Origin of the sequence: Acidiphilium iwatense, assembly GCF_021556475.1 — a bacterium.
GTDB classification, from domain to species: domain Bacteria; phylum Pseudomonadota; class Alphaproteobacteria; order Acetobacterales; family Acetobacteraceae; genus Acidiphilium; species Acidiphilium iwatense.
In genome coordinates, this window is record NZ_JAKGBZ010000061.1 from 1 (window position 1) to 14,410 (window position 14,410).

General features: G+C 67.5%; 11 protein-coding genes, 1 tRNA gene and 2 pseudogenes. 6 read left to right on the top strand and 8 right to left on the bottom strand.

What is annotated here, in order from left to right; genetic code table 11:
• Positions 1-216: pseudogene (locus L2A60_RS18110) on the bottom strand (IS5/IS1182 family transposase); the annotation flags it as partial.
• A 295-nt stretch (positions 217-511) separates the two neighbouring features.
• Between L2A60_RS18110 and L2A60_RS18115 the strand changes: the two are divergent.
• Complete coding sequence (locus L2A60_RS18115) at positions 512-1,462, top strand: metallophosphoesterase (RefSeq protein WP_235705850.1); 951 nt, start codon at positions 512-514, stop codon at positions 1,460-1,462.
• Between the two features lies 1 nt (position 1,463).
• Here L2A60_RS18115 and L2A60_RS18120 read toward each other — a convergent pair whose 3' ends face one another.
• The 4 genes from L2A60_RS18120 to L2A60_RS18135 are packed head-to-tail and all read right to left on the bottom strand — an operon-like array spanning position 1,464 to position 8,023.
• On the bottom strand, positions 1,464-3,479 hold the full coding sequence (locus tag L2A60_RS18120; RefSeq protein ID WP_235705851.1) for a hypothetical protein: 2,016 nt from the start codon (positions 3,477-3,479) through the stop codon (positions 1,464-1,466).
• Positions 3,476-6,154, bottom strand: coding sequence for a DUF4159 domain-containing protein (locus L2A60_RS18125; RefSeq protein WP_235705852.1), 2,679 nt, complete (start codon positions 6,152-6,154; stop codon positions 3,476-3,478). Before L2A60_RS18125 ends, L2A60_RS18120 begins: the two co-directional genes overlap by 4 nt.
• Positions 6,151-7,002: a DUF58 domain-containing protein gene (locus tag L2A60_RS18130; protein WP_235705853.1), complete on the bottom strand. Its 852-nt coding sequence runs from the start codon at positions 7,000-7,002 to the stop codon at positions 6,151-6,153. The genes L2A60_RS18125 and L2A60_RS18130 overlap by 4 nt, the downstream gene beginning before the upstream one ends.
• A complete protein-coding gene (locus L2A60_RS18135) occupies positions 6,995-8,023 on the bottom strand; it encodes an AAA family ATPase (protein ID WP_235705854.1) in 1,029 nt (342 codons plus the stop codon). The genes L2A60_RS18130 and L2A60_RS18135 overlap by 8 nt, the downstream gene beginning before the upstream one ends.
• 245 nt (positions 8,024-8,268) lie before the next feature.
• Between L2A60_RS18135 and L2A60_RS18140 the strand changes: the two genes are divergently transcribed.
• A complete protein-coding gene (locus tag L2A60_RS18140; RefSeq protein WP_235705868.1) occupies positions 8,269-8,808 on the top strand; it encodes a DUF1285 domain-containing protein in 540 nt (179 codons plus the stop codon).
• Positions 8,809-9,384 (top strand): NUDIX hydrolase, encoded by a 576-nt coding sequence (locus L2A60_RS18145; RefSeq protein ID WP_235705855.1) that lies wholly within the window; start codon positions 8,809-8,811, stop codon positions 9,382-9,384.
• 4 nt (positions 9,385-9,388) lie between these two features.
• Here L2A60_RS18145 and L2A60_RS18150 read toward each other — a convergent pair whose 3' ends face one another.
• A complete protein-coding gene (locus L2A60_RS18150; protein ID WP_235705857.1) occupies positions 9,389-9,802 on the bottom strand; it encodes a hypothetical protein in 414 nt (137 codons plus the stop codon).
• Positions 9,803-10,012: 210 nt separating this feature from the next.
• Between L2A60_RS18150 and L2A60_RS18155 the strand changes: the two genes are divergently transcribed.
• Positions 10,013-11,164 (top strand): CCA tRNA nucleotidyltransferase, encoded by a 1,152-nt coding sequence (locus L2A60_RS18155; RefSeq protein ID WP_235705859.1) that lies wholly within the window; start codon positions 10,013-10,015, stop codon positions 11,162-11,164.
• On the opposite strand, the gene L2A60_RS18160 is transcribed toward L2A60_RS18155, so the two are convergent.
• A complete protein-coding gene (locus L2A60_RS18160) occupies positions 11,149-11,817 on the bottom strand; it encodes an RlmE family RNA methyltransferase (protein WP_235705861.1) in 669 nt (222 codons plus the stop codon). The genes L2A60_RS18155 and L2A60_RS18160 overlap by 16 nt on opposite strands.
• Positions 11,818-11,828: 11 nt before the next feature.
• Positions 11,829-12,926, bottom strand: coding sequence for a Ppx/GppA phosphatase family protein (locus L2A60_RS18165; protein WP_235705866.1), 1,098 nt, complete (start codon positions 12,924-12,926; stop codon positions 11,829-11,831).
• Positions 12,927-13,080: 154 nt separating this feature from the next.
• Here L2A60_RS18165 and L2A60_RS18170 point away from each other — a divergent pair.
• Together L2A60_RS18170 and L2A60_RS18175 are read left to right on the top strand one after the other, a co-directional pair.
• Positions 13,081-13,154: transfer RNA gene (locus tag L2A60_RS18170), tRNA-Gln, on the top strand.
• A gap of 171 nt (positions 13,155-13,325) precedes the next feature.
• A pseudogene (locus L2A60_RS18175) lies at positions 13,326-14,291 on the top strand (IS630 family transposase); the annotation flags it as partial.
• Between the last annotated feature and the right edge of the window lie 119 nt (positions 14,292-14,410).

The following is a 14,410-nucleotide window of genomic DNA, read 5'->3' on the forward strand; positions in this document are numbered from 1 at the left end:
CCCGGTGGCATAACCGTAGATGATAATGCCAAGCAGGATTTGAGGGTGGTAGGATGCCTGACCCGAGCCACGATAGCGGCCGGTCATCGCCCGCAAATCAAATCCACCCACCACCTCGACCACAAACCGTGCCAGGTGCCGCTCCGGCAACCACTCGTCCACCGACCGCGGCATCAGGAAGTCCGTATCGCGGTCAATCGGGCGGAAGTTGCTCATGCGCAGGAGGTCCGGGGTGAAAGATGATCGATCCACGCTCGACCCTACCAGACACTTCCGCGTCGCGTTAAGTCCGACACGCTGCTAGAGCAATATGGCTTTAAGCGGAATCACGAAGCGATCCGCAAAGCCATGAAATTGCTCGCCCAAACAAAGGCTGGAGCGTGACCGACTGAAAGTCGTCACGATCCGGCAATCATCCGCCCTTTTTGGGCTGCCCGTCCGACGCCGAATTGTCATATGACAACCAATCGGACCGGCGATAGAGCAGGCCGGCAAACCGAGGAGTTGTCTCATGCCAGCCGATCATGACCCGATTTCCCGCCGCTGCTTCCTTGAAGGCTCGGCCCAGATCGGCGCAGCCTCGCTCCTGGCTGCGACGCCTGCCGTGGCCGCCGCCGCCGCGGACCAGAAACTCGGATTTTTCGTAATCGGCGACTGGGGCCGTCACGGCGCGCATCATCAAATCGCGGTGGGCCGGGCGATGGCAGCCGCGGCGGCGGAATCCGACCCGCGATTCATCGTCTCCGCCGGGGATAATTTCTACGAAAGCGGCGTGACGAGCATTCACGATCCGCAATGGCGGAGCAGCTTCGAGGATGTCTATTCCGAAGCCGCGCTGCAGCGCCCCTGGCACGTCATTCTCGGCAATCACGATTATCGCGGCGATGTCGAGGCGCAGATCGACTATTCGAAGCTGTCGCATCGCTGGCATCTGCCCGCCCGTTATTACACCCGCACCAAAACCCTGCCGGACCGGAGCGACGCGGAGATTTTCTATCTCGATACCTCACCGTTCATCCGTAAATATCTCGGCACCTCCACGCGTATTGAGGGGCAGAATCCGCACGCCCAGCGCGAATGGCTCGATACCGCGCTCGGCCGCTCGACGGCGCGCTGGAAAATCGTGATCGGCCATCATCCGATCTACACGACGCTCGGCGGCGCCGGGCACGACCAGCCGGACCTGATCGCGGCGATCGAGCCTCTGCTGCGCCGGCATCGGGTGAAGCTCTATATCAACGGCCACGACCACACGATGCAGTATGTCGAGATGGGCGGCATCGCCTATGTCACCACCGGCGCGGGGTCCGAGACCTATACGCCGGGCCCGGCGAGCCGCACGGGGTTCGTCTCCGGTGCGCACGGGTTTCTCGCCTGCGCGGCAACGAAGGATGCGATCGGCCTCGATTTCATCGACAGCACGGGACGCAGCCTGTTTCGCAACACGATCACGGCGGCGTAAACTACCGTTCGCGCCACCAGGCCAGGGCGATCAGGACGAAAGCCAGAATCGCCGCCGGCAACGCGGGAAGCAGCGGAATATCGCGCGCGCCGGTGACCAGCCGCGCGCGGCGGCGGTGCAGCAGCCCGCCCCAGCCCGGCTTGGGCGTGCGGCCGAGCCAGACGATGCGCCCGCCCGATCGCCGCGCGAGCGGCGCGAAAATCCGGTCGCTCGCCGCGAGATCGGCGTATTCGGCGGGATCGTCATTCGCCGCACCGGCATAGGCGGTCATTCCGCCGGCGCTGACCCGCCACACGCCGGCGGCGCCAGCCGGGATGCTCGCAGTGAACCGGCCGGGAGCGATGCGATGGAGGGCGAGCGTCGTGGACTTGCCCGATGGATCGGTCACCTGCGCCGAACCGGGCGCACCGCCTTTCAGCGAACGCCGTTCGACGGTGAGCCGGCCTCCCGCAATATGCGCAGTGAGCCGGCTCGCCGCGAGCGCCGGTTCGCCCAGCAGCCAATGCACGGTGCGGCGCAGCAAGGGCTCGGCCGGCCCCGCCATCGCCTCGTCATGGGCGAGAGCACCACGCGCCCAGAGCCAGTATTGGTCCGACAGCAGCATCGCGACCCGGCCCTTGCCTTCATGCGCGAGCACAAGCAGCGGCGCTCCGCCGTCGGCGCCGGGCGTGCGGAGCAGAATGACGCCGCGCACGCGTCGGGCGCTCTCGAACCGATACCAGGGCGCCATCGCCGCGTGCATGAGCGGCGCGGTGACCGGATGGCGCCGCCCTGTCGCGGTGAACGCGGGCGTAAATCCGCCGGTCACCGTGCCCGCGCCATCCGGCAGGGCCGGGAGAATCGGCTCCAGCGGCGAATCCGCGAGGGAGGCGGGCCCTTCGAATTCCGGCCCGGCCTCGATCAGCAGCGCGCCGCCCGCGCGCACATGCGCCGCGATATTGGCGAGATAGGGTGGCAGCAGAAGCCCGTTATTGCTGAACTGGTCGAGGATGATGAGGTCGAACCTGCCAAGATCGCGGTTGAACAACTGATCCACCGGAAACGGGATCAGCGACATGTCATGCACGGGCGCCGCCAAAGCCTCGGAAGGCAGACGAAGGATGGTGAAATTGGCCAGCCGAACGGCGGGGTCGGATTTGAGCAGAAGCCGCCAGGTGCGCAGGCCGGGATTCGGCCCGCCGGCAACCAGGAGAACGGTCAGCCGCCGCCGCACGCCGGTCAGCGTGAACACCGCCTGATCGTTCACCGCCGAAACCTCGCCCGGCAGCTCTGCCGCCGCGATGGTGACCACGGAGCCGCCCTCGTGAGTGACCGGCAGTTTTACCGAAACCGGCCGGTCCGCCGGAGCCTGCAGCCGCGCGACGGTCTTGCCGTCGATCGAGATTTGCACCGGCACCTTCATGCCGCGATCGTCCATGCCATGATCGCTCACCGCGAAGCGCAGCACCACATGATGGCCGACCAGGCCGTAATGCGGCGCGTCGATCAGGGCGAGCGCCCGATCCGTCTGGTTGCCGCGCGCCGGAATCAGCGCCGAGACCGGAACGTTCGAAGGCAGCGGGATCGGTTTATCGGTCACTTCGCCGTCACTGATCGCCACCACCCCGGCGAGGCGTTTGGGCGGGATCGACGACAGGGCATCGCGCAGCACCGCGAAAAACGGCGTGCCGTCATGCCCATTGCCCGCGACGCTCGCCACGACAAGCCTGGTTGATTTCGGCAGCGTATGGACGAGGTGATGGAACGCCGCATCGGCAAGGTGTTCCCGATCGCCGATCGCCATCGAGGACGAGCGGTCGCGGACGATCACGGCGATATCCGGCAATGGCGCGGTGGTGCGCTCGCGCCAGCGTGGGCCGGCCAGCACGAGAACCAGGAACAGGAGACCGAGCGCCCGCAGCGCCGCGCCGCGCGCCCGGCGGGCGACGCCAGCAGCCGCGATTGCCGCCGCGAGGGTGGCGAGCACGGCCAGAAGCCAAGCCGGGATCAGCGGATCGAAAGTCACGGGGCCGATCACCGAGACAGCCGGCGCAAGATTGCCGGGATCTGCACCTGATCGGATTTATAGGTGCCGGTCAGCGCATACATCACAAGGTTGATGCCGAACCAGGTGGCATGGAGCCGCTGGCCCGGCGTGCCGGGCAGCATGGCGCGCATTGGCGCGCCCGCCCTGTCGGTCGCCCAGGCGCCGGCCCAGTCATTGGCGCCGATCACCACCGGGCTGACGCCGTCGGCGTCGCGGCCGCCTTTCGCCGCAATATAGACCGGCGCGCCGTCGAAACGGCCGGGAAAATGCCGGGTCAGGAAAAACGTGTGGGCCAGGGTGTCGTTGGCCGTGAGCCTCTTGAGCGGCGGAATCGCAAGACAGGCGGTGACGCGCCGCAGCGCCTCCCTTGCACCGGGGTCGAACCCGGCGCCGGAGCCTTGTTCATCCGTTCCGCCGCCATCGGTATCGATCACCAGCAATCCGCCGCTGGCCATGAAAGCGTCGAGCGCAGCGCAGGCATGCTTGCCGGGCGGGGTGGTGGCGCCGGTGACCGGCCAGTAGAGCAGCGGGTAAAGCTGCAGATTGCTGGTCCCCGGCACGACACCGCGCGGCGGCCCGAGCCGTGCCGCCGTCTCCTGGTTCACCGTGTCGGACAGAGCTGCAAGGCCGGCCTTGCTTACCGAATCGATCGCGGCATCGCCGGTTTTCACGTAAGCGAGCGTGGTGGCGAGCGCGGCGGGGGGAATCTCGCCGGCGCGGGCAGTACCGCCCCAGGCCAGGAGAAGAACAGCACCGATCGCCGCGACCCGCAATCGCAACGCACCGCGCAGGATCAGCGAAATCAGCAGATCGGCGCTGAGAAGCAACAGCGCCGCGGCCAGGATCGCGGGACCGAACCGCCGGGCGCGCGGCAACGCGTCGAGCCCGGTCACCGGAACGGTCGCGGGATAATCCGCCGCTTCCGGCAGCGGCACATGGCCGCCGATATCGAGCGCCACCGCGCCGTGCACATTGCCCCACAGGCCGGGCGGATGCGCGGGCGAGACCGGAACCTGGGCCAGACCGGCGGCTTCGATCGGCTGCGCCGCCGAACCGGGCACGACGAGGCGCCCCGCGCCGTCCAGCGCGCGCAGCGGTTTCAGCATGCCGGATTTCGGTGCTTCTCCCATACCGAGCCGGACCAGCCGGCCGATCAGAGCCGGGAAACCTGCGGCGATCGGCCAGTCCGACCACGCCGTATTCGCCGTGGTCAGCACATCGGCCAGAACGCCGCGTCCCTGCCGCACGCCCAGAATGATCGGAGTTCCATCGGCGAGCCGCGCCCAGACCGTCGCGGGGTCGAGCGAAGCTGGATCGGCCAGAATCTGCCGCGTCACCGTGACGGATTTCGGCGCGGGCAGGCCGGCGAGCGGCGAAGCGGGGGCGAAACCCGCGACCGCCTCGGGTTTTCCCGTGGTCAGCGCGCCGCCAAGCGCGCGCACGCCGCGCAACAGCCGGTCTGGCACGAGCGCGTCGGATCGCGTCGCGGTCAGCGGCCCGGCGAATCGGATCACCACGCCGCCATCGTCCATAAACCGCTGCAGCATGCCGATCTCGGGCGGACGCAGTCTTACATCGGCGAGAATAATGGTGCTCGCGCCCGATTCGGCAAGTTGCTCGACCGTTCCCGTGCGTACCGAAGCGCCGGACGGCAGGGCGCGGCGGATATAATAGAGTGCGCCGAGCAGTTTCTGCTCGGGATTCGCCGTCCCGCCCGCCACCAGACCGGCCACGACGCGGCGCGCGCCACTCCCCAGCAATGCGACCCCGCCCGGCGCCGGACGGCCGGGCAGGACGAGCTTCACGACCTTGTTGGCGAGTGCTGCCGGCAAGCCGATCCGGGCTTCCCCTTTCGTGCTGCCGGGCCGGATCGTGATGATCGCCCGCGCCAGCGCGCCGCCGGAGGCATTTTCCGCCAATACCGGCTGGATCACGCGATCGCGCTGGGCGACCACCGCGAGCCGGGCGATCAGCGCCCCGTCACGGGCGATGCGCGGCGGTTTCAGCAGGCGAATTCCCCGCGCCGGCGCGGCGACGATGCGCGCGGGATCGAGGGCGGCGATAAACCTGCCCAGGCCCGGCTGCGCCAACCCGTCCGCGACATAAACGCCGGTGAGATCATGGATGCGCGTCCGCGCGGCGCGCACCGCTGCCAGATCGGCAATGCGATCCGACGGCCAGGGTTCCGCGTCCATCGCGCCGAGTGCCGCCAACGCCTGAGCGCGGGTGAGCACGCCGGTCGCATGCGGCTTCTGCTCCGCTGCATCGGGCGCGGTGGCAAGGAGCGCGACGCCGCGACGCCCGGCCTGTTCGACGATGCGCCGCGCGGCGGCGATCCGCGCCGGAAAATCGGCGGCCGCAGCCCAGCCATTGTCGATGGCGAGCAGGATCGGGCCGGTGCCGGGAAGCAGGCGCGGCGGGACGATTTCCGGTCCGGCGAAACCGAGAATCACGAGGGAAGCGACCAGCAGGCGCAGGATCAGCAGCCAGAGCGGCATCCGCACCGGGCTGCGCTCGGTGGGCGCTATCTCGCGCAACAGCCGCAGCGGCGGAAAGACCTGCCGGCGCGGCGCGGGCGGCGTCGCGCGGAGCAGAAAATACAACGCGGGCAGCAGCAGAAGCCCGGCCAGAACGGCGGGAGCGGCGAAGGACAGCGCGCCGGTCACGCGACCGGCTCCAGCGCGGCGCGGATCGCGGCGAGCGCCGGGCCGGGCGGCGCATCGGTGCGGTGGAAAATCGGAATCAGCCGCGCAGCCTCCGCCGCCGCGACCACGGCGTCGCGCTGCGCGGTGAGCCGGGCGTGATAGGCGTTCGCGATATCCTCCGCGCGGGCGATATCTTCGGGTTTCTCGCTCGCCGCACCGTCGAACAGTACCCGGCCGCGATAGGGAAAATCGCATTCGGCGGGATCGAGCACCTGAACCAGCACGCCACCCCGCTCCGTCGCGCCGCGCGACGCGAGATCGGCGGCGATGAGGCCGGGTTCATCGAGAAAATCGCCGAACAAAGCGAGCCGGCCCGCAACCGGTTTTGCCGTCGTCGGCAACGCAAGCCCGGCGGCAAGGCGCGCGAGCGCGCCCGGTCCCCCGACCGGCTGCATCCGTCCGAACAGCGCGACGCGCTCGCCACCCTCAAAGGCGAGGGCCGCGACCGCCAGCCCGAGCAGAACCGCGCGCTCCCATTTGGTTTCCCGCCCCCGCGCCGAACCCCAGCGCATCCCCGGATGATCTTCGATGTCGAGCACCAGGGTCTCCACCGATTCCCATTCGCGCTCGCGCACATAGAGGCGGTCGCCCCGCGCGCTGCGCCGCCAGTCGATCGCGCGGAGCGAATCGCCGTCGCGCACGTCGCGGTATTGCCAGAACTGCTCGCCCGCGCCTGCACGCCGCCTGCCATGGCGGCCGGGTGCCGTGCTGGCGGCAAGGCGCTGGGCCGCAAGCAGCAATGGCGAAAGGGTTGCGGCGAGGGATTCCGCCGTTGCGATCGTCCGTCCGGCCGGCCCAGGGTCAGCCAAGTGCCTTGGCCACCACGCTCGCGATCAGCGTCTCGACCCCGACGCCCTCGGCCCGCGCGGCAAAGGACAATCCCATGCGATGACGCAGCACCGGAGCCGCGAGTTCCGCCACATCGTCGAGGCTCGGCGCCTCGCGTCCGTCGAGCAAGGCGCGGGCGCGGCAGGAGAGCATCAGCGCCTGCGCCGCGCGCGGACCGGGACCCCAGGCGAGCGCTTCGGCAAGATCGGGAATGATCGCGGTCTCCGGCCGCGCGCCGCGCACCAGGCGAAGAATCGCTTCGAGCACAAGCTCGCCCACCGGCATGGCGCGCACCAGGCGCTGGGCGGCGAGCAGATCATCCGGGCCGAGAGCGGCGGCGGCGCTGGCCTCGTCGGTGCCGGTGGTGGCGAGCAGCATCGCACGTTCGTCGGCAAGTGCCGGATAGTCGATGCGGATTTCGAACAGAAACCGATCGAGCTGCGCTTCCGGTAGCGGATAGGTGCCTTCCTGCTCCAGCGGGTTCTGGGTCGCCAGCACATGGAACGGCGCCGGCAGCGCGCGATTCAGCCCGGCCACCGCGACCCGGTGCTCGGCCATCGCCTGGAGCAGCGCGGACTGGGTGCGCGGACTGGCGCGGTTGATCTCGTCTGCCATCAGCAATTCGGTGAAGACCGGGCCTTCGATGAACCGGAAGCCGCGCGTGCCGTCCGCCGCCTGTTCCAGCACCTCGCTGCCCAATATGTCGGCGGGCATCAGATCCGGCGTGCATTGGATGCGCCGCGTCGAAAGCCCGAGCGACGCGGCCAGCGCCTCGACCAGCTTGGTCTTGCCGAGACCCGGAACACCGACGATCAGCGCGTGGCCACCGGCGAGCAGGGCGGCGAGGCACTGGTCGATCACCGCGTCCTGGCCGATAATCACCCGCCGCACCTCGCTCCGCGCCGAAGCCAGACGTGCCGTGACGGCGGCAAACCGCGCGAGAACGTCTCCACTCGCGGAGAGATCGGCGGTGCCGACATCTTTCTGCAACATACTGGTCATTTGTGATCGCCTGTGTGGTTTCGCCCGATGTTTCCCTTGCCTATATCCGCATGTATGAACGATCGGATCGGAACATAGAGGCCGGGACGGTGAACGACCATTGCGGTACCGCCGGCCGACCAGGATTCCATAGGGCCAAGGACACCATGACGCAGAACGGGATGGGGAACAACGGCACGGCGCAGCAGGCCGAATCTGCCGGCATTACGCTGATTCCGCTCGATCCGGCATCGCGCGGCCTCGGCATGATCCAATCCATGATGCCGCGGCGCGTGCCGGTCGAGTGCGGCGACCTGCCGTTCCTGATCCGGCGGGATGGAAGCTGGCTGTATCGCGGCAGCCCGATCGGCCGAAAATCCATGGTCTGCCTGTTCGCGAGCGTGCTCAAGCGCGACAAGGAGGGCCAGTTCCTTCTCGAAACGCCCGCCGAACGGGGCCGCATCGAGGTGGAGGACGCCCCTTTCGTCGCCGTCGGGCTCGACTGGCATGGCGAGGGAGCATCCCAGATTCTGCATTTCCGAACCAATGTCGATCAGGTGATCACCGCCGGCCCGGCCCACCCGCTGCGCGTGGCCCATGACCTGCTGACCTGCGAGCCGACGCCCTATGTGCATGTGCGCGATGGCGCCGGCACGTTCCCGATCGAGGCACGGATCAGCCGGGCGGTCTATTATGAGCTGGTCGCGCTCGCCGAGCCTGGAATGCGCTACGGCAAGCGCGTGCTCGGCGTCTGGAGCCAGGGGATGTTCTTCTCGCTTGGCGAAATCGCGCACTGCGCCGGCTGAATGGATCAATCATCCGCGCTGATGGACGAGGCGGAGCTGCGCCGCCGCCTTGCCGGCCGGGCGGCGCGCAGCCAGGCGGCCGGTACGGCGCGCGTCGCCGCCGTCCTGGTCGCGATCGAGCCCCGGCGCGGCGTATGGCTCACCCGCCGGGCGGCGAATCTCGCCCATCACGCCGGCCAGGTGGCGCTGCCCGGCGGGTCGCTCGACCCCTCCGACCCCTCGCACGAGGCCGCCGCCTTGCGCGAAGCCGAGGAAGAGATCGGGCTCGATCCCGTATCGGTCGAAATTCTCGGCCGGCTCGACGATTATATCATCGCCACCGGATTTCATATCACGCCGATTACCGCACTGGTCCATGGTCAGCCGCGATTTGCCGCATCGCCCGGCGAGGTGGCGGCGATTTTCCCGCTCGGCCTCGGCGACCTGCTCAACCCCGCCCTGCCCGAATGGCGGCGCGCGCACTGGCGCGGCGGGACGCGGGATTTTCCGGTCTGGCCGCACCCCGACCACGTGATCTGGGGTGCGACCGCCTGGATTCTGTTCCGCCTCGCCGAGGCGCTGCGCGCGCCGGAATAGAAAATCAGTCCACCGGCTGGCCCGGCTTGACCGTGGCCGCCGTCGGCGCGGCGGAGGCGGTCACAGCCGGCTGCATCGGCACCTTGATCAGTTTCGGGTAATTGTAGGCGGCACCGTCGGCCATATCCACGCCCGCGCCGATCACCCCGCCGAAGAGAACATTACCGAAGGCCATGCCCTTGGTGGAAGATGCGACGGTCGCGATTCCAGGCTGATACCCGGCCTTGGCGCATTTTATGTTCAGATTGTCATAGGCACGATGCACCGTGACCGTGCCTGGCGTATTGACGAACCACGTTCCTTTATTGCTTTTCAGCGCACATTGAGCGCCCGCCAGAGATTGGCCCGCTGCCGTGGTCTGAACGGATAAGGTCTGATTGGTGCCATCGACGATCGAAGCGCAGCCGGCGATCGGCAACAGAAACAGGGCCGGCAAAAACCGGCGCGGAAGATTATTGGACATGAAACTCCCCTGATGCAAAATCCGTTTTGGTACGGAAAACCGTGAAACGGCCGCCGTATGCGAAATAATTACAGAACTTTATTAATTTCACAATAACGACGATCCCGATCGGGTCACAGCCGCCCCCGACTGTCTCGCCGGCAAAAAAACCGGCATAGAGCGCGGATGAACGATCCGCGATTGGAAATCCTCTGGAATGCGCTGCCGGAAGCCCGGATCGTCGGCGGCGCGGTCCGCGACATCCTCGCCGGGCGCGAATGCGCCGATATCGATCTTGCGGTCCCGCTGGAACCCGAGGCGGTCGCGCAACGCCTGGCGCAAGCCGGCATCCGCGCGATCCCGACCGGCCTTGATCACGGCACCATCACCGCGCTGATCGACGGCAGGAGCTTCGAGATCACCACGCTGCGCCACGATGTGGCGACCGATGGCCGCCGCGCGACCGTTTCGTTCACCGATGACTGGCGCGCGGACGCGGCACGGCGCGACTTCACGATCAACGCGATGTCGATGGACCGCGCGGGTACGGTGTTCGACTGTTTCGGCGGCCGCGCCGATCTTGCCACCGGCATCGTGCGGTTCGTCGGGGTCGCCGCAGTGCGGATCGCCGAGGATTATCTGCGCATCCTGCGGTTCTTCCGCTTCTTCGCCCGCTATGGGCGCGGCCAGCCGGATGCCGCGGCGATCGCCGCCATCACCGAGTTGCGCAAGGGGCTGGCGCGGCTTTCCGCCGAGCGGGTCTGGCAGGAACTCAAACAGATTTTGACGACGCCCGATCCGCGCACGGCATTGCGCCTGATGGTGCAAACCGGCGTTCTCGGCATCGTTCTCCCCGAATCGGCAGCATTATCGCGATTCGAGGCGGTCCTATCGCGCGAAGCACCGCCCGATCCAATCCTGCGCCTCGCGGCATTGATCGAAACCGACGGCGCCGGTCTCGCCGAGCGGCTGCGCCTGTCAGAGGCCGAGCGGACCCGCCTCGCCGCGCTGCGCATCGCGCCGGATCTGCCGCCCGATATCGAAATCGGCGCGCTGCGCCGCGCGCTGGCCGACACCGAGCCGGACATCCTGACCGGCCGCACCTGGCTCACGCCCGACGATGCCGACCGAACATCCTTGCGCGCGCGTCTCGCGGCGACGCCGCGTCCGATCTTCCCGCTCAAGGGCCGCGACGCGCTGGCGCTGGGGGCCGAACCGGGCCCACCGGTCGGCGAGGCGCTTGCCGCGGCTCGCGCCTGGTGGCTGGCACGGGATTGCGAGCCGGACGCGGAAGCCTGCCGCGTGGAACTGGCACGCAACCTTCACTCGGGCCGGTAGCCGGTCGCGACCAGATATAATTCCCGGCTATCCTTCCGGCTGGCGGCGGGCTTGGCATGGCGCACGGCGGTAAAACGTTGCTTCAGCAGGGCCAGCATCCCGCCTTGCGCGCCTCCCTGAAACAGCTTGGTAACGAATCCGCCGCCGGGTTCCAGCGTCTTGAACGCGAAATCGAGCGCCAATTCGGCAAGCCCCATGATTCTGAGATGATCGGTCGCGGTATGGCCGGTAGTGTTCGGCGCCATGTCCGACAGCACGAGATCGGCCCTGCCACCGAGCGCCGTGCGCAAAGCCGCCTCCATCGCGTCATCCTGGAAATCGCCCTGGAGGAGCGTCGCCCCCGCGATCGGGTCGATCGGCAGCAGGTCGATGCCCACCACCCGCGCCGCACCGCGTTCCAGCGCGATCTGGGTCCAGCCGCCCGGCGCCGCGCCCAGATCGACCACCCGGCTCGCCCGGCCGATCAGGCCGAATTTCTCGTCCAACTCGATCAGCTTGAACGCCGCGCGCGAGCGATAACCCTTCGCCTTGGCGGCCTCGACATAAGGGTCGTTGAGCTGGCGGGTCAGCCAGCGCTGCGAGGAGGGTTTGTGCTTGCGCGCGGTTTTGAGCCGCACGGCGGTGCGGCGCCCCTGAGGAATCTCGTCGGTCATGATCCGTGTTGCTATGCGTTATAGCGGCGATGCCGGCTGCGTGCCGAGCGGATCATCCGCATCAGCATGCCCTCGCGCAGGCCGCGATCGGCCACGGCGAGATCCTGGGTCGGCCACATTTCCTCGATGGCGGCGAAAATCGCGCAGCCGGGCAGCACGAAATCGACCCGGTCGGGGCCGATGCACGGGTGCTGCGCAAGGCCGGCGCGGCCCATGGCGCAGATCGACGCGAGGCCATCGGCCACCTGCCCGCGGGGCAGCACAGCACCGTCGATGGCGCCGCGCCGGTAGCGATCGAGGTTGAGCGCGATGCCGGCAATGGTGGTGACGGTGCCGCTGGTGCCCACCAGCCGCACGCCGCCCTGGCGAATCTCCTGGCCGATTCGGTGAATCTGCTCGAACGGGCGAAGCAGGGCTTTCACCTCGTCCACCACCCCGGCGAAGCCGGCTTCGGTTTCGCACCAGCCGGCGCAACGCTCGGACAAGGTCACCACGCCGACCGGAATCGAGTGATAGCCGATGAGCTGCGGCAAATTCCGGTCCGAGTCGGCGCCCATCCCAGGCACCCGCACCCAGGCGAGTTCGGTCGAACCGCCGCCGATATCGAACAGCAAGGCGCGGCGTTCCGCCTGATTGATCAGCGAGGCGCAGCTTTCCAAGGCAAGACCGACCTCCTCGCGCGGCGAAATGGTCTCCAGCGGCAAGCCGGTGGCGGAACGGGCGCGGGCGACGAAATCGGCACCGTTCTCGGCTTGGCGGCAGGCTTCCGTCGCGATCGCCCTGATTTCGGCGACCTGCCAGCGTTTGAGGCGCTCGGCACAGATCGCCAGCGCGTCGACCGCGCGATCCATCGCGGAGTCCGAAAGAACGCCGGTCCGATACAGCCCCTCGCCGAGCCGGACGACCCGGCTGAAACTGTCGAGCACGTGGAAAGCCGGACCGCTCGGCACGCCCACCAGCATGCGGCAATTATTGGTGCCGAGATCGATGGCGGCGAAGGCCGGCGGCCGGGTACGGCGTTGGGGCGAGGCAAAGCGGTCGACACCGCGACGCTCGGTGGTGCTCCGGCCGCTGACCGGGTGGATCGGCAGGGCTACGTCGCTTGCCATGACCCTTATATAATGGCCGCACCCATGGCCGGAGAGCAAGTCAGAATTGCATCATCGCGAAAATCGGCGGCCCGCACGACGATGGTTGCCTCGCGCACAGGCTGGTGCTAGCTCCGGCTCAGCCATGATCGGCACGCCCGTGCGTGGCCGATATTGGGGGATAGTTTAGCGGTAGAACTCCCGGCTCTGACCCGGGCAGCCTTGGTTCGAATCCAGGTCCCCCAGCCATATCTCGTATTTTGCAAATTCCATCCCTTCGGCCGCTTCGAGATGGGTGGCCTTGGCGATGATTTCTGCAAGGATATCAAAGAGTTCTTTGAACTCGACGGTGAGCGCGCCGTGCTTTCAGGTGCAGTTCGAAAGTAGGAAATTCAGCAGCCTACGCTTCTCGCTCGCGGGCTGACGGCACAGGGCCTGGGCACGCAGGCGATCATGGCGGCGACGGGCAAGTCCAAGCCGTGCGTCTGGCGCTGGCAGGAACGCTTCATGGTCGAGGGCGTGGATGGCTTGCTCAGAGACAAGAGCCGGCCGCCGGGGATCGCCCCTCTCGACAAGGCGCTGATCGACAAGGTCGTCAAGCTGACGCTGGAGCCGCCTGACCACGAGGCCACGCACTGGACGGTACGCGCGATGGCCAAGGCCGTAGATATCGCCGCATCATCGGTGGTGAAAATCTGGCACGATCACGGTCTGGCACCGCATCGTTGGCGCAGCTTCAAGCTGTCCAACGACAAGGCCTTCGCCGAGAAGCTGCACGATGTCGTCGGGCTGTATGTGTCCCCGCCGGCCCACGCCATCGTGCTGTCGGTCGATGAAAAGAGCCAGATCCAGGCGCTCGACCGCACCCAGCCCGGCCTGCCACTGAAGCGGGGCCGCGGCGCCACCATGACCCATGATTACAAGCGCAACGGAACCACAACCCTGTTCGCCGCGCTCAACATCCTCGACGGGTCGGTGATCGGCCGCAACATGCAGCGGCACCGGCATCAGGAATTCATCCGTTTCCTGAACGCCATCGAGGCAGAAATGCCCAGGGACAAGGCCATCCACGTCATCCTGGACAATTACGCCACCCACAAGCAGCCCAAGGTCCGCGCCTGGTTGGCCAGGCATCCACGCTGGACCTTCCACTTCGTCCCGACGTCCTGCTCGTGGCTCAACGCCGTCGAGGGTTTCTTTGCCAAACTCACTCGCCGACGCCTGAAAAACGGTGTCTTTCATTCCGTCGTCGACCTGCAGGCCGCCATCAATCGCTTCATCAAGGAGCACAATGGCGACCCCCGACCGTTCGTCTGGAAGGCAGACCCCGGCGAAATTATCGCCGCCGTCCGGCGAGGGCACCAAACGTTGGGATCAATCCACTAGGGTGTGTCGTCATTTGACTGGGGGGATTGAACAAAACCGCTCTGCGGTAGTGATTTCCGGCTGATTTTGCGGCGCCGTTGATGGCGCACTTCACGCGACGGTCTCCTGTCTGAGAAGTT